At 69.2% G+C, this 19,480-nt stretch carries 10 protein-coding genes and 2 CRISPR repeat arrays (1 of these 12 only partly in view); of the genes, 2 read left to right on the plus strand and 8 right to left on the minus strand.

Annotated features, from left to right (window positions below; translation table 11 throughout):
- Nucleotides 1-3,569: direct repeats of the CRISPR family, unit length 29 nt; unit sequence GGGACCATCCCCGCGGGCGCGGGGAGCAG; it begins 80 nt to the left of the window's first position.
- Nucleotides 3,570-3,659: 90 nt separating this feature from the next.
- From cas2e to cas3, 8 genes are read right to left on the minus strand one after another with little or no spacing between them, the layout of a single operon-like run.
- The gene (gene cas2e, locus IPZ69_RS19325) at nucleotides 3,660-4,022 is read right to left on the minus strand and encodes a type I-E CRISPR-associated endoribonuclease Cas2e (protein WP_235455401.1); all 363 of its coding nucleotides are present in this window, start codon (nucleotides 4,020-4,022) and stop codon (nucleotides 3,660-3,662) included.
- Entirely contained in the window at nucleotides 4,019-4,993 is a 975-nt protein-coding gene (gene cas1e, locus IPZ69_RS19330; protein ID WP_235455402.1) for a type I-E CRISPR-associated endonuclease Cas1e, read from the minus strand. The genes cas2e and cas1e overlap by 4 nt, the downstream gene beginning before the upstream one ends.
- A complete protein-coding gene (cas6e, locus tag IPZ69_RS19335) occupies nucleotides 4,990-5,781 on the minus strand; it encodes a type I-E CRISPR-associated protein Cas6/Cse3/CasE (RefSeq protein WP_235455403.1) in 792 nt (263 codons plus the stop codon). The genes cas1e and cas6e overlap by 4 nt, the downstream gene beginning before the upstream one ends.
- Complete coding sequence (cas5e, locus tag IPZ69_RS19340) at nucleotides 5,781-6,503, minus strand: type I-E CRISPR-associated protein Cas5/CasD (protein ID WP_235455404.1); 723 nt, start codon at nucleotides 6,501-6,503, stop codon at nucleotides 5,781-5,783. The genes cas6e and cas5e overlap by 1 nt, the downstream gene beginning before the upstream one ends.
- The gene (cas7e, locus tag IPZ69_RS19345; RefSeq protein ID WP_235455405.1) at nucleotides 6,500-7,693 is read right to left on the minus strand and encodes a type I-E CRISPR-associated protein Cas7/Cse4/CasC; all 1,194 of its coding nucleotides are present in this window, start codon (nucleotides 7,691-7,693) and stop codon (nucleotides 6,500-6,502) included. The genes cas5e and cas7e overlap by 4 nt, the downstream gene beginning before the upstream one ends.
- Nucleotides 7,690-8,376 (minus strand): type I-E CRISPR-associated protein Cse2/CasB, encoded by a 687-nt coding sequence (gene casB, locus IPZ69_RS19350; protein WP_235455406.1) that lies wholly within the window; start codon nucleotides 8,374-8,376, stop codon nucleotides 7,690-7,692. Before casB ends, cas7e begins: the two co-directional genes overlap by 4 nt.
- Complete coding sequence (gene casA / locus IPZ69_RS19355; RefSeq protein ID WP_235455407.1) at nucleotides 8,373-10,064, minus strand: type I-E CRISPR-associated protein Cse1/CasA; 1,692 nt, start codon at nucleotides 10,062-10,064, stop codon at nucleotides 8,373-8,375. Before casA ends, casB begins: the two co-directional genes overlap by 4 nt.
- A 40-nt stretch (nucleotides 10,065-10,104) precedes the next feature.
- Nucleotides 10,105-13,044: a CRISPR-associated helicase Cas3' gene (cas3, locus tag IPZ69_RS19360; RefSeq protein ID WP_445330175.1), complete on the minus strand. Its 2,940-nt coding sequence runs from the start codon at nucleotides 13,042-13,044 to the stop codon at nucleotides 10,105-10,107.
- 1,104 nt (nucleotides 13,045-14,148) lie between these two features.
- Here cas3 and IPZ69_RS19365 point away from each other — a divergent pair.
- Nucleotides 14,149-14,946 (plus strand): 8-oxoguanine DNA glycosylase OGG fold protein, encoded by a 798-nt coding sequence (locus IPZ69_RS19365; RefSeq protein ID WP_235455408.1) that lies wholly within the window; start codon nucleotides 14,149-14,151, stop codon nucleotides 14,944-14,946.
- 864 nt (nucleotides 14,947-15,810) lie between these two features.
- Complete coding sequence (locus IPZ69_RS19370) at nucleotides 15,811-17,889, plus strand: NACHT domain-containing protein (RefSeq protein ID WP_235455409.1); 2,079 nt, start codon at nucleotides 15,811-15,813, stop codon at nucleotides 17,887-17,889.
- Nucleotides 17,890-18,442: 553 nt separating this feature from the next.
- A CRISPR array of direct repeats spans nucleotides 18,443-18,957; the repeat unit is 24 nt; unit sequence GTGCTCCCCGCGCGAGCGGGGATG.
- Nucleotides 18,958-19,480 lie beyond the last annotated feature (523 nt).

Here is a 19,480-nt window from a genome sequence, read left to right on the forward strand (position 1 = left end):
CGGGGAGGAGTTGGACGGCCGTGTGCCGACCGTGGAACGCGAGGGACCATCCCCACGGGCGCGGGGAGCAGTCGCGGTACTCGTCGACCATGTCGGTCACACCGGGACCATCCCCGCGGGCGCGGGGAGCAGCCGCTTCGGCCCGGTGGCTCGACTCGAACTCCGGGACTATCCCCGCGGGCGCGGGGAGCAGCCGCTTCGGCCCGGTGGCTCGACTCGAACTCCGGGACTATCCCCGCGGGCGCGGGGAGCAGCGATCTGGTCGTGGTGCACGGTGTCCTCTCGTGGGACCATCCCTGCGGGCGCGGGGAGCAGGCGTTCAGCTCAGACCGGGTCGGGCTGTTCTTGGGACCATCCCCGCGGGCGCGGAGAGCAGTTGATCCGCTGGTCGAGCTTGTCGAGCTCCTCGGGACCATCCCCGCGGGCGCGGGGAGCAGGCGGGCTCGTGGCTGTGGTCGAAGGGTAAGGCGGGACCATCCCCGCGGGCGCGGGGAGCAGATCCGGGCCATCATCGACCACATCCCTCCGGTGGGACCATCCCCGCGGGCGCGAGGAGCAGTTGTCCAGCCCGGCGATGACCGAGCGGGTCAGGGGACCATCCCCGCGGGCGCGGGGAGCAGGCCTCGGCCTCGATGGCTTCGGCCATCTGCGCGGGACCATCCCCGCGGGCGCGGGGAGCAGGTCTCGGTCTGGTTCATGGTCTCTCCAGGTAGGGGACCATCCCCGCGGGCGCGGGGAGCAGCCGAGCTGGTTCCGCCGTTGCCGCCGGCGGGACCATCCCCGCGGGCGCGGGGAGCAGGATCCCTCCCGGCGCTGGTTTCTGCCGGGCGTGGGACCATCCCCGCGGGCGCGGGGAGCAGTCGATAAGGCAACAAGCCCCCCAACAGGGCCTGGGACCATCCCCGCGGGCGCGGGGAGCAGGGCGATCCTCGACTTCCACGGCTGGTCGGAGCGGGACCATCCCCGCGGGCGCGGGGAGCAGCGCGTGGCATTCGTCGTGGGTGGCGTCGTTCTCGGGACCATCCCCGCGGGCGCGGGGAGCAGCCGGCCGGCTGCTGCGGGTGGCCGTCACCGACGGGACCATCCCCGCGGGCGCGGGGAGCAGTCCAACACGATCGCCACCGGGCTGCTCAAGACGGGACCATCCCCGCGGGCGCGGGGAGCAGTGGCGGTCCATGACGCGCCCCTTACTTGGCGGCCCAGCCGCCGCCGGTCGCCGCGGGACCATCCCCGCGGGCGCGGGGAGCAGCGGTGCCCCGCCTTGCGTGGATCGTCCGGCACGGGACCATCCCCGCGGGCGCGGGGAGCAGGCATTCAGCCGCTGCTGCTGCAGGCGCAGGTCGGGACCATCCCCGCGGGCGCGGGGAGCAGTTGAGCAAGACTGCCGAGGGTGTGCTGGAAGCGGGACCATCCCCGCGGGCGCGGGGAGCAGTTCGCCATGACCGGCCCGTAGTCCATGTCCCGGGGACCATCCCCGCGGGCGCGGGGAGCAGTCGGTGAAGCCGAAGATGTCGGCTGCCCAGCAGGGACCATCCCCGCGGGCGCGGGGAGCAGAACAGGGTTCGGGTGTCGGCCTGTTCGGGCTGGGGACCATCCCCGCGGGCGCGGGGAGCAGAGGTTGTTCCCGTCGGACATGGTCGTGATGTCGGGACCATCCCCGCGGGCGCGGGGAGCAGCCTTCGACGGCAAGGGCATGGAGACCGTCCTCGGGACCATCCCCGCGGGCGCGGGGAGCAGCTGCCGTAGGTGGTGGTCGACCCAGTGGTCAGGGGACCATCCCCGCGGGCGCGGGGAGCAGTCCGGTCAGCCCGGAGAAGAAGTCGCCAACGAGGGACCATCCCCGCGGGCGCGGGGAGCAGGCCCGGGGGACGCGCACGAACAGCGTCCAGAGGGGACCATCCCCGCGGGCGCGGGGAGCAGGTAAGGCGCCGACGTGCGGGTGGCATGGGTCCGGGACCATCCCCGCGGGCGCGGGGAGCAGTCACCCTTGCGTACGACGTTCCGGCCGATGCCGGGACCATCCCCGCGGGCGCGGGGAGCAGGGATGCGGGCCATTGGCGCAGGCCTTCCCTGGGGGACCATCCCCGCGGGCGCGGGGAGCAGAGCCCTGAGCTTCAGCAGCGGGCACATGACCTGGGACCATCCCCGCGGGCGCGGGGAGCAGTTTGCTGTCGAACTTGACGTCGGCGTCGATGGGGGACCATCCCCGCGGGCGCGGGGAGCAGTTCTGGTGAGTCGGGGCTGTCCTACGTGCGGACGGGACCATCCCCGCGGGCGCGGGGAGCAGCTGCACGGATAACTGGCCAGACGGCCGATGATGGGACCATCCCCGCGGGCGCGGGGAGCAGAGGCCCTCCGTCAACAGAGTCGATTCGGCGCTGGGACCATCCCCGCGGGCGCGGGGAGCAGGTGTTCTCGCTGCCCAAGGGGCGGCGCGACGAGGGACCATCCCCGCGGGCGCGGGGAGCAGGACGCTGCGGACAACACCCGGCGCTCGGACCGGGGACCACCCCCGCGGGCGCGGGGAGCAGCTACTCGGACGAGGCTCCTTTCTAGATCGTCTGGGGACCATCCCCGCGGGCGCGGGGAGCAGGCTGCGTCACCGACGAACTGCCCGAACTCGGTGGGACCATCCCCGCGGGCGCGGGGAGCAGCACCCGATAGTCCCGAGCAGGTGGAACTCCCCGGGACCATCCCCGCGGGCGCGGGGAGCAGTCCTGGTTGCCGCTCCAGGTCTGGCCCAGGTTGGGACCATCCCCGCGGGCGCGGGGAGCAGTCCACCCAGGACGCCGAGGCGGGTGACGTGCCGGGACCATCCCCGCGGGCGCGGGGAGCAGACCCCCAACGACCCGGGCGAGGAATTCGCCTCAGGACCATCCCCGCGGGCGCGGGGAGCAGGGGTACGCCAACCCGGCCGTCGTCGGCCTGGTGGGACCATCCCCGCGGGCGCGGGGAGCAGAGCTCCGGCCGGCACGGGCCCGCGGCGGTCCAGGGACCATCCCCGCGGGCGCGGGGAGCAGGTCGCCGTGTGCCGCAGATCGTGGAGGGTCCAGGGACCATCCCCGCGGGCGCGGGGAGCAGCCGCTGACGGCGGATGAGATGCCGCGTCGGCTGGGACCATCCCCGCGGGCGCGGGGAGCAGTTGATCATCTTCGCTGCGCCGAAGGCTTTCATGGGACCATCCCCGCGGGCGCGGGGAGCAGCTTCGAGTCGGGCTTGCCCGGCTTGGGCTTGGGGGACCATCCCCGCGGGCGCGGGGAGCAGCCGGCCGGCCAGTCGCCGTTCGCGCACAACGGGGGACCATCCCCGCGGGCGCGGGGAGCAGTCCACAGCCGAACCCCAGCGGCGTCGTCTGCGGGGACCATCCCCGCGGGCGCGGGGAGCAGACTGGAGCTCAAGCCCCTTACTCGTCGCTGCGGGGACCATCCCCGCGGGCGCGGGGAGCAGCACAGGTCGGGGTAGTCGCGGCGCAGGACGTCGGGACCATCCCCGCGGGCGCGGGGAGCAGCGCTCGACACCGCCTGGGGCTGAGCAGGGGGCGGGACCATCCCCGCGGGCGCGGGGAGCAGACTCCTGGAGCTGGGTATTTACCTGGACAGCGAGGCGAATCTCATGACATTCACCGAGTCCGGCAATTGCGACAAAACCTCTCCTTGTGTTCAGGAGTTGCCGAAGCGGCGGCGCTTTGCGGCCCTGCTCCAGCCGGAGGGTGCGGCAGTCGTGCGGCTGGCGCCTGCTGCGGGGTCCTGTGGGCTCGGGCGGTGAATCAGCGTGACGCCTTCATGATCGATGGGATTCCAAGCGTGGTCGTGGGTCCGGAAGGTGAAGCCCTGTTCGTTGTTCGTCGTGTGGGCGAGTAGGGCGCGCCCTTGGCCTGCGTACTGTCGGACTTCGTCCCAGAGCATGTCGCGGATGCGTGCCGAGGGGTTCCCTACGAACACTCCTGTTGAGATTTCCAGGAGCCAGCGGGTGAGGAACCCTCGTAGGCCGGCTGGGCAGCTGGTGAGGACGATGACTGTCACCAGCACCCCTGTTCGTAGTCGTCGGGCCCGTCGTGGTTGATGCCGGAGGCGACTTGGTGGCCGCCATCGCTCTGCAGCGTGACGACATCCTGCTCGCTTTCTGCGGGTTCGTCGCGACCTTCTGCGGGCAGCAGCAGGTGCTTGATGTCGGTGACGCAGCGGTCGAGTAGGGATGTCTCGTGGATCCGGTCACGCAAGGCGCGGCGGGTCCTGGCTCCGATGTCCGTGTCTGCGTCGTCAAGTGCGGCGACGTCGAAGGCGACGGGGATGCCGATTTCTGTCTTGTAGAGGTCGGCGATGTCGAGGACGAAGGACAGTTCGTGGCCGGAGTGCACGAAGCCCAGACCCGGGCTGCAGCCCAGCGAGGTTACGACCGCGTGGGCGATGCCGTACATGCACTGGCCTGCGGCGGTGATGGCCTGGTTGACGGCGTCTGCGCCGGTGAAGTCGCCTGGAAGGTAGCGGCGGCCACGCCAGGGGACGCCGGTGCGGGCTGCCTGGGCGCGGTAGCAGTCCTTGAGCCTCCGTCCTTCCCGGCCGAGGAGTTCCTGGCGGGTCAGGCCTGCGGGATCTTCGTCGGGGAAGCGCAGCCGGTACATCGCACGGGCCACGGCGAGGCGGCTGCGCGGATTGGCCCACTGCCGTGCCTGCGCTTCCATGAGTGCCGACGAGCGGCTCAGCGCTCGGCCGGCGGCGTAGTAGCGCACGCCTCGCTCGCCGACCCAGCACACGGCCGCTCCTGTCTCCCCGAGCAGGCTCATCGCCTGGTGAGTGATGCGGGTGCCCGGCCCGAGGAGGAGCGTGCCGATGGTCGCCGACGGAATGTGGGTCGTGCCTTCGGCGTCTTGCGCCGTGATGGCGTTGGCGTCCCGGTGGACGGTGCAGCGCTCAAGGTAGACGAAGGAGATTCGGTCGGCCGTGCGGGTGAGTTGTCGCGGTGTGAGGGCCGCTCTTCGGGAGACGGTCGTCATCGTGTCCGGTCTGTGGCTGGGTTGAGGGGGGCCAGGGTGATGAGGCCGCAGCCGTAGGCTTTCGCGCGGCCGATGCCGTGGGTGAGCGTGCGGCGCAGGGCATCCGGGTCGGTGACTTCGAGTCGGCCGTCGAAGGTGACGGTGACGAGGGAGACGGGCTTGCCCTGCCGGTTTCCGTTCGCGGTCCGTGACTTGTCGAAGGTGAGGGTGCGCTGGTCGCCGACGGACAGTTCGTAGCGGTCACCGTGGTGGTCGTGCTTGCCCTGGTTCGTCGTTCCGCTCGGCAGCAGCCGCTTGTGGTCAGCCTTCTCCAGGATGCGGAAGCCGCAGCGCTCCTGCCGCTCCAGTAGCCATCGGAATTGGTGCACGGAGGTGAGATGTGCGGTGATCTTGCGGGGCTCGCTGTCCTTGCGGCGGATGGTGTGGACAGGGTTAGCGGTCAGCCGGAAAGCCCACTGGTCACTTGTGGCAAGACGGTCGAGGAACGGGCCGTAGGGCCTGGTCTGCCATCCCGGTGTGTCCGGGTCGGCTGCGGCCGTCGGCCAGCCGGCCTGCTCAACCAGGTGCGTCAGGTCCGGGCGGTGGGGGCTGACGATGTACAGCAGGACTTCGGCGCGGGCCTTGTGGTCCAGGCGCCACAGCACCCGCGGCCCGTCCGGGTCCGGGGTATCGCTGGGCAGCAGGCTGGGGAATGCGGACATGACTGCCGCGTGCATGGCCTGTGGTGAGGACAGCAGGCGCCGGGCGCCGGGCCGCGCCGTGTTGACGCGGAAGCGGGAGAGGAACATCAGCTGCTCTCATCCTCCAGAGCATCGAACGGGTCATGCGGCGAAACACTGGCCGGGACGCCCGGTGCCGGCACCGTGGTGGTGATGACGGTGCGCAGGGCGTGGCGGCGGTGTGCGGCGGCGAAGCTCAGAGGCTGATCGCGCAGAGCATCGGCGGCGCTCTGCTCTCCGGCGGCTGCCTCCCGCAGCACGGTCAGGTCTTGCTGTGCCCGGGCAGGGTGGCGCCTGCGGTACCAGGCGGATGCCTGCCACGGTATTTCGGCGAGCACGTCTTCAAGGCGGGCTCCGATGTGCAGGCCCAGTTCGACCGGCCCGGCCGGCGGGCAGGAGCGGCGGCCGAGGAAGGGCGGGTACACCGGTGCCCTCACTGCGGCGTCCAGCATCTCCAGGAGGGCCTGTTCGCCTTCGACCGCAGCAACGAAGACGGCGTCGGCGAGGTAGAAACGCTCCGACAGCGGCATGGATTTGCCGGTGATGCCGTGGTGGGCGGTGTGGAAGTCCCGGATACGGGTGCCCGGCTGGTCGATCCGTACTCCGAATCGCAGCGCGGCCAGGGGTGCCAGTTGCGTGTCGTCGCCGCGTTCGATTCCTGCCGCGGCGGCGAGCATGCCGATGACGCCGCTTTTGGTGGGGGCGGATTCGGTGGTGCGGCGGGTGAAGCGGGCCGAGGCTCCCCATGACTGCAGAGGGCCTGCCAGCCGCAGTGCGAGCACGCTGCTCATGCGGGCTTCTCCAGCCTTTCAGCCACGGCCCGGCCGACGGCGGCGACGAGATCGCTCAGGGTGTCGGACTCGGTGCCCAGGTCGGCGAGCTTGAGGGTGTTCGGGCCGACGCGCAGCACCCAGGTGAGGGTGGACTCCTCGTCGCCGTAGGCGCGTTCGATGTCCGGGACGTAGGCGGCGAGCCGGTCGGCGGCCTCCCGGACATGGCCTCCTTGGTCCCCGCGGACGGGTTCCTCGAAGGCGGCGACGAAGCTGACCGGCCGGGTGGTGCGGAGCTTGACCACGACGGCGTCCGGCAGGGTGTGATGCCCGAACGTGTTGATTTTTCCGGTGGGCAGCGAGGCGATGAAGCTGTGCACGAACGCCTCGACGGCGCGGCGTACCGGCTCGGTGCGCGGCTCGTCCTCCCGCAAGCCCTGCCCGAGGTTGGCGGCGAGCTGATGCACTCCGAGGGCCGCGTAGCGGTAGAGGGTGGCGGAGTTGAAGTCGACGGTGCCGATCATCCCGGCACCGGTTTCCTCGTCGGTGTTCTCGTCATCGACGGCGGTGTAGTAGTCGGACTCGTTCTCCACGCGGTGGACGCTGATGGCGTGGGCGACCTGCACCGCTGCGTCGACACTGAAGTCGGCGGCATCGGCGACCATCCGACCGAACAGAGCGATGTCGACGGAGTGGCGACTGTCGGCGATCTCCTTGACCTGCTCCTTGTTCTTCTTGTCCTTGAAGAACGCCGTGATGTCGCCGGCGCCGTCGACTGCGAGGCGGGCCAGACCGTCCAGCTGCCGGGCGCTGAGGAAGACCAGGTACTTCGCTTCCGGTGCCGGGGTGGTCTCGGAATCCTTGGCGGCGTCGGCTTTCCGCTTGGGCACCTCGGTCTTCAGGCCGGTCGCTTTGATCGTCTCGTCGGCGATCGTCAGAGCCGCATCCCCGTTGAGGGAGGGATCGAGGTCGGTGATGCGCTTGGCAAGGACTTCCACGACCTTCTTGGTCCGCACCCCGAGCTCGTTGGGCTCCAGCAGGTGCTCATCGGCGAAGTAGGTGCGCGTTGCCCGCTTCCAGGCCTGGCTGGAGACCCTGGCACGCGGCACGCCTCCGTAGATGGCGGACTTGGGGGCGCCGGTGTCGTCGCGATTGAGGTTGCTGGGCGGGACGGTCTGCAGGGCGTGCACGTCCAGGAAGATGCGGTTCACGAGGCGTCCTTGTCGCTGTGTTCGGGGCTGAGGGTGGTGGTGTCGCTGCTCGCACCGGTGGATTGAGGCGCCGGTTCCTGCCAGGAGTGAAAGGAGCGGCCCCACTCGCGGCGGACAGTGTCGGCTCCGCCAGGCCACTGCCAGGTGTAGAGCTGTCCCGCGAGCAGGCCGTAGTCCAGCGGGATGTCCGCACGGCGCAGCAGGACGATCAACTCGCGCAGCCGTTGGGACAATGCGGTCAGGTCCGGTGCGGTGCCAGCGCGCACCAGGCGCTTGCGGACGGGCTCGTCGATGTCGTTCGGCGGCATCAGCCGCCGAACCGACGCGCCCAAACCCGTCGGCCGCATGCGGGCGTGCGGCCGGTGCATGCGCACGCCGCGGGACTGCTGATGCAGAGCCCACAGCGTGAGCGCCGCGTGCACCGCGTTCTCGGCGCGGAGCAGTTCCTCCTCACCCAGAAGCCGGACGCCCTCAACACGGGAGTGCAGGGGGCTGGTGTCGACCAGCGTCCACAGGTCAGGCAGGTCGGCAGCGTCCCGGCCTGCGCCGCGGCGCAGACGGGCGAGCGCCGCAACGTCCTTGGGACTGTCGCGGAGATAGCCCTCCTGCCACGTGGTGATCCGTGCGGCGGCGAGGTCGGCGACCCGCGAACGGACCGACGGCGGGGCAGAAACGGTGGTCATACGTCAACCTTCGAATCGGTCGCGGGATTATCAGACTCGGTCGCAGCAGAGACGACCGGGCCGGGCAGGCCGGTACCGGCTGCACTGTCGTCGGCCCGTGCGGACAATCCGTGAGGATCGGCCAGGGCTTTCGTCAGGCGCACGCGGAACCACTTGTCGGCCAGACCCGCATTCAGCCATCGCGTGCCCTTCTTGTCGGTGACCGTCCTGCCCTGCCAGGCGGCGTCGCCCGCATCTTTGATGAGGCCTTCGCCGAGCCGACTGACGATGCGGTGCACTTCGCATTGCCAGGCGCGCCGCCGCTCGAACGGATCACCGGCCTCCCCCAGCGCGGCAAGCCAGGTGCGGTAGGGGGCCTCAAGTTCGGCGAAGCCGCGATCCCTGGCGGCCGATCGGGCCCCCTCCCCCTCGGCGCCGGCCGCGCGAGCCAGGTCGGTGGCGAGGTCGCCCAGCGCCCGCACGGCGAGGTCGGCGTCTTCCGCCGCGCCGATCGCCTGCCGGGCACAGGCGCGGTCCTGCCGGTGCAGCAGCACGACCGGCATGGCGAGGTAGTCGTCGACGATGTCGTCGATCACCGACTGTTGCGTCCCGTACGCGGCACCGATGATGCGGGCCCGCACCAGGAAGCTGCGCGGCAGTTCCCCCTCGGTGACCAGACGGGCCATCCACTCCAGGATCCCGGGACGCAGATACGGGGCAGCCTCCGCGCCCTGCACCGTCTCCAGCCGGTCGGCGACGAGCGAGGCGATGCCCCGCCACGCGGCACGGGCCGGGTCATGCTCCCGGGGCAGGTAGACCGGTGACTGGCGCAGCTTCTTCTCCTGTGCCGTGCTGCGCCGCCAGGCGGTCATCGGCTCATGCCGGTGCATGTTCCGGGAGGTGAGCGGGTCACCGTAGCCGAGGACCACCCCGTACACGCCGTCCTGGTCGTGGTGCAGGCGCAGGCGGCGTGTCTGCCAGGTGTACAGGTCGCGCAGGCCGGTGGGGGTGCGTTCAGTGCCGCCGGGACCGCACGGCTCACGCCGCCAGGCCGGCCGGTCATCGGCCGCGATGTCCAGTGCATCGGTGTCGGCCGCCACCAGGTTCAGCAGCAGCGTCTCGCGCAGCGTGTCCCCTTCCGCAAGAACACCGCCAAGCCCGCCGGCCCACCCGGTACCGAGCGGGTACACCTTGCCGCCCTTGACCCGCTTGTCCCCGACCGCACCGGACTTGATCCCGGAGGTGTCATAGGCGTGCGCGTGGACGACCCAGCGGGCCGCCTCGGCGAAGGCAAGGCGTTCGACGGTGGGCATCCGAGCAGTGAAAAAGGGCTCCCCGTTGGGTACGTCAGCCACGATCCGGTTCAAGGAGAAGACCTCGTCCTTCGCCGTCCGCAGCCCAGCGGTCTGGAAGAACGGCGCGACAGGGTGAACAAGGTCGAAGCGTTCACGGTGGGCATCCAGATACGCCCCGACCTGCGCGAAGCACTGCGCATCGGCCCACAGCTCGCCCCAGTGGACGATGTCCCGGGGACCGTCAAGGACGTCGTGCGCGATGGCCAGGAGCAGCCGAAGCAGGGCGAACTCCTGAGTGGGCAGGTCCCCCACGATGCGCCGCACCTCACCGGCCTGGGCGAACACTTGACGCAGCGACAGCTCCTCCTGCCGGCCGTCACAGCGCAGGACCCCGATCCACGGCTCGGCGGTCAAGTCGAATAACGGGATGCCGGCCGTGCTGCTCCCGGTCGGTTCAGTCACGGATCACCTCCAGGCCGTCGAAGGGGCTGTAGCGAAGCGCAAATCCTGCCAGCCGGGTCTGACAATCCTCATCGAGCGCAAGAATCAGCTGGTCAGACAGCCACGGACTGTCCTTGCCCTGCCACGCGGGCACATACAGCTGCTCCAGTTCCGCGATCGCCCGGTCCAGGGTCTCGGCATAGGAGAACTGGATGGGAAGCCGCAGCCCGCAACTGGCCGCCGCCCGCGCCACGAACGACGCAGGGGCCTGATCCTGCGGCAGCACGAGACCACCGCGCGCCCGCCCCTTCCTGTCCGCCTCCAGCCACGGCAGGGTGGCCAGCGCGCCATCGGCACGCCGCTGCACGACGACGACCTCAAGGCTCTCCCGGCTGTCGCGGACCTGCGCCCGCCCGGCCCGGGTGTCGTCAGCGTCGCCCACCCCGGCTGCCACCCAGCCGAACAGAGGCCGGCCGGGGCGGCCGACGTCACCGAGCCGGAACACCGCCGCCCGCCCTTCCTGGTCGGCCCGATGCCCCTCGAACTGCGCACGCGCCTCCTGCAGCACCTGCGCCCAAGACTCTGGCCCGACCGACGCCTCGCCGTACGCCCCTTGCACGAGCGGACTGATATCCGCAGGAAGCCGCACGCAACGCTGCCGCCCGCCGTCGAGATGGGGCCCCAGCACCGCAGCCGACCGCAGCAGCGCATACGCCCCGTACACCGCGACCGACCCGCGCACTGGGGCGGGCACCTCCATCTCCCAGTCGGCACCCGTCAGCAGACACAGTGCCTTCTGCAGCCGCACAGGCCGATCTTCCTGGTTTTCCCCGCGCTGATGGCGGTGCAGCCGGCCCATCCGCTGCAGCAGCAGGTCCACCGGGCACAAGTCGCTGACGAGCAGGTCGAAGTCCACATCCAAGGACTGCTCGGCCACCTGGCTGGCCACCACGATGTGCCTGCCCACCGGCCTGCTCGTCTCCTTGCCGGGCGGCCCGAACCGCATCCGCAGATCACTGTCTTTGCCCGCACGGTCGACGTCGACGAAACAAGAGTGCGCGACCGTGACAGCACCGTCACCGAACCTCTCCTTCAGCACCCCCGCGGTCTCCAGCACCCGCTTGACCGTGTTCCGCACGACCAAGACGCAGCCCCCGTCCACCAGCTCCCTCTCCAGCCGGTCGGCGAGAACATCCAGGCCATCGGCAAGGCGCTCCAACCGCACATCCGTGGTCCGGGCCGAAGCCTGCGGACAGCGAACCACCGGAACGCCACCGGGGGTGACCGCGGTCAGCAACGGATACTCCCGAATGCCCTCGACAGCCTCGGTCGGGTCCGCGGTACCCGCGTATGCCTCGACCAACTGCCGTCGGCGCGCGGCAGGCAGGGTCGCGGACAGCACGACCACCGGAACCTTGTAGGCCCCCAGCCAGGCCAGCACCCGGTCCAGATACACGCTCATATAGGCGTCGTAGGCATGCGCCTCGTCGATCACGACGACCTTGCCCGCGACAGCGAGGTGACGCAGCGCCAGGTGTCGGCTCTTCAGCCCGGCGAAGAGCAGCTGGTCGACTGTACCGGCCACGAACGACGCCAGCATCGCCCGCTTACGACCGCGCAGCCAGGCATGCGCCACAAGCTCAGCACTCGCACACCGCGCCCGGTCCCCCGACCCATCGGCAGACACCACAGCATCCAGATCGACCGCGGCAACCCGCCCGCCCCGCGCCAGCAGCCCGGCGAAGTCCTCATTGAGAGCCGCTTTGGAGTGGGCCAGATGCACCGAGTGCCGGGCACCGCCGTCACCGGGCAATCGCTTCAGCCACTTCAGCAGACGCGAGAACATGGCGTTGCCCGTCGCCATCGTGGGCAACGCAAAAAACACCCCACCCGCACCCGACCGCGCCGCGAACACCTCGGCCACAGCAAGCGCGGCCTCGGTCTTCCCCTCCCCCATCGGCGCCTCGATCACCATCAGCCCCGGCACAGCCATCTCCCGGGCAAGCCCCACAGCCGCTTCCTGAACCGGCCGAACCTTCGCTCCCACCGGAAGCCCGAACCGGGACACCAGCAACTCCTGCGCATCCCCCACGGGCTCCTCCGCCCGCCACGGCGCCGGCAGATCCAGCCCCCGCCACGCGGCCGCCAGACGCTCCTGGCCACTACAAGACGCCGCATCCGGGAAGTACGGGAAAAGGTCAGGGTTGCTGGCGATCCAGTCCGACACGATGACCACGGCAGTGAGCAAGACCTGCACAGGCTGCGGCAGCTTCACTGTCCGCCACGCCTCAAGCCTGTCCTCCACGCCGAAATGCTGCGCGGTTGCCTCGAGCAACTCATGCTGCACAGCTCGCCATGCCCCGCTACTGCGACCCGGAGTACGCAGCAGCTCCTCATGGTCGTACAGGGCCTTGATCTGGCCGTTCTCCGGCGGCACCCCATGATGGCCACCGACAGCGACAGTGAACTGCCCCGTCTGCTTCGGCACCCACCCGTGCCGCTCCTCCAACCACTCACCGAGCAGCACTTGCCCAGCCAGCCCGTGCGGCGCAAGCCGCCGATCCGGGCCCATCGCCTGGCGGGATCGCATCTCAAGACCCTGTTCCCGCATGGCATCGGCAAGTTGATCCACCTGGCAGGCGAATGCTGGGGTGGCCTTGCCGATGTCGTGCACACCCGCGAGCCAGACGACGAGCTTGCGCCCGTCCACTTCCCCACCGGGCAACGGCTCAGCGATCAGCCTCCGCAGACCAGCAGGCAGCCACTCGTCCCACAGCAGGCCGGCTACCGCAGCACTGTCCTCTATGTGCCGCCACAACGGCAGCCAGCCGTCCGTACCAGGCTCGTACTTGGCCCACGCCGACCTGGCGGGCTTCCCTAGCTGGCCACTCAGCCCTAACTGCAATGCGCCCCCTCGAACAGGCCATGTCTGATGAATACAGCAAGCGCTCACACAAGGTGACTGCTTCTGGCATAGAGACCCCGGCATGCAACTGGCAGCCCATAGCGACCTGGGGTTGTCGCAGCCGCCGTTCGGCGCCAACTGCACTGTGATCAGGGGTGTTTGACACCTCAGGTTTGGGTGCCCCAGTATCGCCACCAACTGCACAACGATTCAAGGGGAGTCCGATGCCCGGGTGGTTACGATGGCTACTGGTGATCGCAGGAGTGATCGTCATCTTCTGGTTGACTCTCCTGCTGGGCAGGTTCTTGCCCTTCGGAGAGCCCGATGACGATGCGGTCAGATGGGGGATCGCAACGGCGCTGGCAAGCGCCGTCTCTGCCGTTGCAGGGTTGCCCATGGTCCGCTGGGCGGAGGCAAAACCAGGCCACTCCCAGGACTCATGAGCCTTGAAACCCGCCTGCACAGGCAGAGGATGGCGTGACTAAGCTCGCGCACCGAACCAGCAAGACTTTCGCTGGCCACGATGCACCTACTCGTGCTCCCCATCTCCATGGGGATGGTCCCGATTCCAGGGGCGTACCGTCTTGCTCCCCGCACCCGCGGGGATGGTTCCCATCCACGCCCGTACGCGGTTCGAGGCGGAGCGTGCTCCCCACAGACGCGGGGATGGTCCCTTGGCGTACGCGGCGTCACGCTTGGGGGTGGCGTGCTCCCCGCAGACGCGGAGATGGTTCTGAGTACGACCGGCTGCGGCTGCGGAAGCTGCAGTGCTGCCCACACCAGCGGGAATGTCCCCATGCCGATGAGCGAGTTCGCGAAGTACCGCTCCTGCTCCCCGCTCAGGCGGGGATGGTCCCACCGTCTGCATGGCGAATATCTGGGGCATATGGTGCTCCCCGCGCGAGCGGGGATGGTCCTGTCGTTACGACCGCGATAATCAGGAATGTGGTGCTCCCTGTGCAGACGGGGCTGGTCCCACGCGGATGCCCGGCCGTGTCCTGAGGGGCGCGTGCTGCCCGCTCGCGCGGGGATGGTCGGGAGGATTTGACGGGCGGTGGATGCCGCGACGGATCGGCCCGAACCACTTTCTTGTCCAGGTCTGTCAGCGGCCCGGGTCAGGATGGCAGACACTGTGGGTGGGGAGGGGCGAGAATGAGAAGACAGGATCTCGCGGACGCACTGGACGCCGAGTTGATGAAGAGGCTGCTGCCGACATCCGCCATCCAAACCTTGGGTGCATGGTTGTCTGGGGCTGGCGCTCGGTACGCGGCCGGGGTCGGCGGTCACGCCGTGGAGTACACCCCTATGCACTGGGCAGGTGTCGAGCCGTGGCCTGACCGGTTTTCTGAGCTGACACAGGCGCGGACCGCGATGGTCAGTCGTGCCCAGGTGGTCGCGGCTGTGGGGGAGGCAGTCGAACGTCGCGAGTGGTCCGAGGCTCTTGTGGCGTCGTATGTGTGGGGACAGGGCAGAACGGGATACGGTCCCCACCGCCTCAAGGAGATCTTGGCGGAGCCGGCGGTCGCACCTGCACTGGCGGAGGCAGCTTCGGTGCTTAAGGAGGACAACGCGGCCGCGGCTTATCGTGTTCTGTACGGAGCGGTGAAGGGACTGGGCCCGGCCTTCTTCACCAAACTCTTCTATTTCCTGGACCTGGCTGTGGATGGCCCGAGTTCTCCGCGAGCACTGATCCTCGACCAGAGGGTCGCGAACATTCTGCGTGCCCACGCTACGCGAGTCGGGTTGGCCATGGGCCTGCCGTCTGTGGCGGCTGTGGCTGACTGGATCTGGTCTGACGGCGGCTGGACGCCACACCGGTACGACGTCTATCTGGAGTGGATGACCGCCGCAGCCGGGCAGCTTGCCGAGTCTGGAGTCGGGTGGCCTGTCGCGAGCCCGGACCTGCTAGAACTGGCGCTCTTCAGCGGGGTTTGGGACCCAACAGCCTAGTATCACCGCTGGTCCCGCGAAGGCGGGCTACCCGGGCCAGGGGCCCGGCCTGCTCCCCGCAACTACAGGGAGGAGATCCTCCCTTAGGCGTGAGCCAACGTGCTCCGTGTGCCGAGGGGATGAGCCTTGAATTCCCGTCCGTGCAGCGGAGGTGGGGTCCGCCAGCAACATCCCTTCTACGGCGGCAGGTCGATATGTCCGTTTCGGCGAAAGTACTGAACTACAAGCCTGTTGCCCGATAGATATGCAGGTCAGCCTGCTCCCCGCACCCGCGGGGATGGTCCCACGCCGAGGACGTCGAGGGTGCACGACGTGCTCTGCTCCCCGCACCCGCGGGGATGGTCCCGCCGAGTGGCGGCGGATGCGGGACACCGACCCCTGCTCCCCGCACCCGCGGGGATGGTCCCGACCGGCAGGGTCTACCGACGGAATTCGCTGGCCTGCGGAAACGTGGCCCGCGTTGTGTGGATTTCCCGTGCTGGACCGTCAAGGTTCCCGGGTGAACTATCACGTGTCTCCCTGACGATGAGGTAGCCCCCGAAGTGTGACCAGCGGTGCCTCAGACGGAGTGAGACTTCGGTGGGCGGCCCGTCCCAGTCAACTCGAGGTTAGGGGCTCCTTGGGCTGCCGACGGAACTACCGACCTGGGTCTCAGCGGGTTGCCCTTGTGTAGCGATCTTCGTGATCAACGCGCCCGATTCCCCGGAGATACGCCGCTGGCTCATGCCACGAGCGTTGGGCTTGCGCAGCTTGCCTTCCCGGTCGGCTCCGGCAGCGACGTCAATCATGGGAATGTCGTTCGGGGTCCTGCATGATCATCGTGTGAGACGTGTACCAAAGTGGGTTCCACCGCTGTTCGTACTCATGGCCGGCGCATTCTTGGTGTGGTACATCACGCGCGGCCATCGAGTCGCCAGTCTGATCGCTGCTGTCACTGCGTTCACCCTCCTGCTGGGGATACCGGCCGCGGTGATCGCCGTGCTCCGACTTGGCAAGAGCGGACCAACGCCCGCCCGGCTGGAGGACGTGGCCGACCAACTCGCCCGAGGGGTACATCAACAGTGGGAGACTGAGGCACAGGTACGCCGTCTCAACGACCCTTTCCCGCTGTCGGTCGAATGGGTCGCAGCCGAAGCGGACCTGGTTGAATCGTGGCCCCACTTGAAGGAGCTGGCCGGTGACTGGCCAGGCCAGTCCCCCGAAGCCACCTTCACGTGGGCTGCGAGCCCTCGAGGGCTGGCCGGCAGTGGGGGTGAGATCGCCCAGGTCTTCGAACGCGTCCCCACCCGCCGCCTGGTCATCCTCGGCGAATCCGGCTCCGGCAAGACCGTGCTGTTCATTCGCTTCCTGCTTGCTCTGCTCAAAAACCGGACGTCCGGTGGCCCGGTCCCGGTCTTGTTCTCTCTCGCAGCGTGGGATCCAGTGCGGCAGGACCTGTACACCTGGATGGCCGACGAGCTCATCCGCGACCACCCTGCCCTGCGCGCACTCGTTCCCGCCGACCTGTCGCCAGCCGGAACCGTCACCCAAGCACGCGCTCTGCTTGCGGAGCGGCTGATCCTGCCCATCCTCGACGGCCTGGACGAAGTCCCCCAGGCCATGCGTGCCAGGGCCCTGGACAACATCAACCAGGTACTACCTGCCGGCCAGCCGCTGGTGCTCTCCAGCCGCACCGCCGAGTATCGGAGCGCCCTGGCAACGCCAGCCGGGACCACCCTTCTCCTGAATGGAGCCGCAGGCATCCGCCTCCTCCCACTGGATCCCGCGAAAGCGGCCGCCTATCTGGAACGCGACGCCGGAGGTTCCGGCACCGGGGCTGCAAACCGCTGGAGACGGGTCACCGCTTCACTGAGCACCGACACCCCTGTCTCCCAGGCACTGAGCACCCCACTTGGCCTGTTCTTGGCTCGCACCATCTACAACCCCCGCCCCGACGAACAGATCGTCGCCCTCCCCGACCCCAGCGAACTCATCGACCAGGCCCGCTTCCCCACTCGCCAGGACATCGACACTCACCTGTTTGCTGCCTTCATCCCCGCCGCCTACCGCCACCACCCCGTACGGTGGAGCGCCCAACAGGCCCAGCGCACGTTCACCTTCCTGGCCGGCCACCTCCAAGACACCCTCGATGGCACCCCCGACCTCGCCTGGTGGCAACTCTCCAAAGTCCTCCGGCACTTTCAGGAAATCACGGTTGGGCTCACGGTCGGGCTCATCGGCTCGTTGCCACTCCTCCTACTGGTGCCGTTCGAGGGAGACCTCGCGGCCGGAATCACTTCGTGGCTCGTCCTTGTGATGCTGTGCCTGGTGCCGGCAACAATGCTCGCCTCGTCCGCAGGAAGGAGAAAGCCAAGTTCTGCGATCCGCTGGAGCTGGAAAGGGAAGTCCTGGTTCACGGTAGGGCTCAGCTTCGGATTCTTGTTCGGATTGATCTTCGGGTCCTTGGTCGGCTCCACGTACGGGTTCCGGACCGGCCTTATCAGCGGACTCGCGGGCGGGCTTCCGTTCGTGGTCCTGGGAGGACTGAGGTCGGTACACCCGGACCTGGACAAGACCGTGGGGCCAGGCGTGATCCTGGCTAGGGACCGCCGCACCTTCTGTGTTCTTACGGTCGCGGGCGGACTCGCGGGCGCACTCGCGAGCGTCCTTGCGACCTTGCTGGAACTTGGGTTTGGAGTAGACCCGGCCGGGCTCGCAGGCCGGTTCCTGTTCGGTCTTGTCTTTGGGATCCCGGTCGGCCTTCTGATCGGACTTGCTCGGTCGGTGTGGGTGGATTTTCTGGTGGCACGGATAAGACTGGCCCTATTGGGACACCTGCCCTGGCGTTTCATGACTTTCCTCGCTGATGCCCACGAGCGGCGAGGCGTACTGCGACAGGTGGGAGCGGTGTACCAGTTCCGCCACATCGACCTTCAGCGTCACCTCACAAGACATCAGCCTTGATCAGCCGAAGCCGTACACCGCCACACGCTTCCGCCGCTGTGGACCCACTCATTTCGTCGCCCAACGCATTCCGTCACCCCGCGAGCGCCATTTCGTCGGTTCGCCGGCAGCGGGCGGAGTATCAGCGGCTGCTCTGCTCCCCGCACCCGCGGGGATGGTCCCGGCTTCAGCAGCCCGACAAACGAGCTCCAAGACTGCTCCCCGCACCCGCGGGGATGGTCCCGCGTTGATGATCCCGCCCAGCCCCACGAACACGCTGCTCCCCGCACCCGCAGGGATGGTCCCACCCGCCGCGGAATGGGAGTCGCCGTCGCCAACTGCTCCCCGCACACGCGGGGATAGTTCCCGCACCCGGTAGAACGCGGCCGGGCTGTACGTCTGCTCCCCCGCGCCTGCGGGGATGGTCCTGAGGCGAATTCCTCGCCTGGGTCGTTGCCGGTGTGCTCCCCGCGCAGGCGGGGATGGTCCCTCTGGGCAATAACCCGGAACTTGGGGATCTGCGTGCTCCCCGCGCCTGTCCCAGGCCAAGGACGACACCGAGTTCGCCGAGGTGGTGCTCCCCGCGCGAGCGGGGATGATCCCTCCACCGCGAGGCGAACACGCTTGTCCTCATCCGTGCTCCCCGCGCGAGCGGGGATGGCCCCCGTCCGCCTGGCCGCCAGCCGTCCCACGGGCAGTGCTCCCCGCGCGAGCGGGGATGGTCCCCTGTCCGAAGTCCCGACCCCGGTCGAGGATGAGTGCTCCCCGCGCGAGCGGGGATGGTCCCTCAGCCCTCTACGGCATCTGTCACGCCGTGATGTGCTCCCCGCGCGAGCGGGGATCGTCCCACGCTGCCGACGCTGACACCGTTCGTGACCAAGTGCTCCCCGCGCGAGCGGGGATGGTCCCTGGGCACAGCGCGTGTCCGATGCAACCGCCACAGTGCTCCCCGCGCGAGCGGGGATGGTCCCGACCAGGGCGCCGCAGGCCGCATGGCCGCCATCTGCTCCCCGCACACGCGGGGATGCTCCCAGATTGCGTAACGCCACTACTCCGGGCCCCTGGTGCTCCCCGCAGGCGCGGGGATGATCCCTTCTGGCACCACGGGGGCGACAAGCTGGTGGTCTGCTCCCTGCAGGCGCGGGGATGGTCCCGCCAGCGCCAGCTCACGAACCGACCGCGTAGCGTGCTCCCCGCAGGCGCAGGGATGGGTCCCCTCTGCGGCAACACCTCCCTGACCGACCACCTGTGCTCCCCGCGCGAGTGAGGATGGCCCCTTCCAGTACCCGGACGAGATCAAAGAGGTTCCGTGCTCCCCGCGAGAGCGGGGATGGTCCCCGGCGGTCTAGCTGGTGGTGACTTCGTCGACCGTGCTCCCCGCGCGAGCGGGGATGCTCCCGAACGCCGGGTCAGGCTGCTCAAGCTGCACGAGTGCTCCCCGCGCGAGCGGGGATGGCCCCAACCGCAGTGGATCATCGACGCCCGCAAAGCCGTGCTCCCCGCAGGCGCGGGGATGGTCCCCTGATTGAAGGTCCGGCTGGCCGAGTCGTGGGGTGGTCCCCGCGCGAGCGGGGATGGTCCGGGTCCTGTCCGATGCCCCGTCGGACGGCGG

The organism is Streptomyces olivochromogenes (assembly GCF_021538895.1).
In the GTDB taxonomy this organism is placed as follows: Bacteria; Actinomycetota; Actinomycetes; order Streptomycetales; family Streptomycetaceae; genus Streptomyces; species Streptomyces olivochromogenes_A.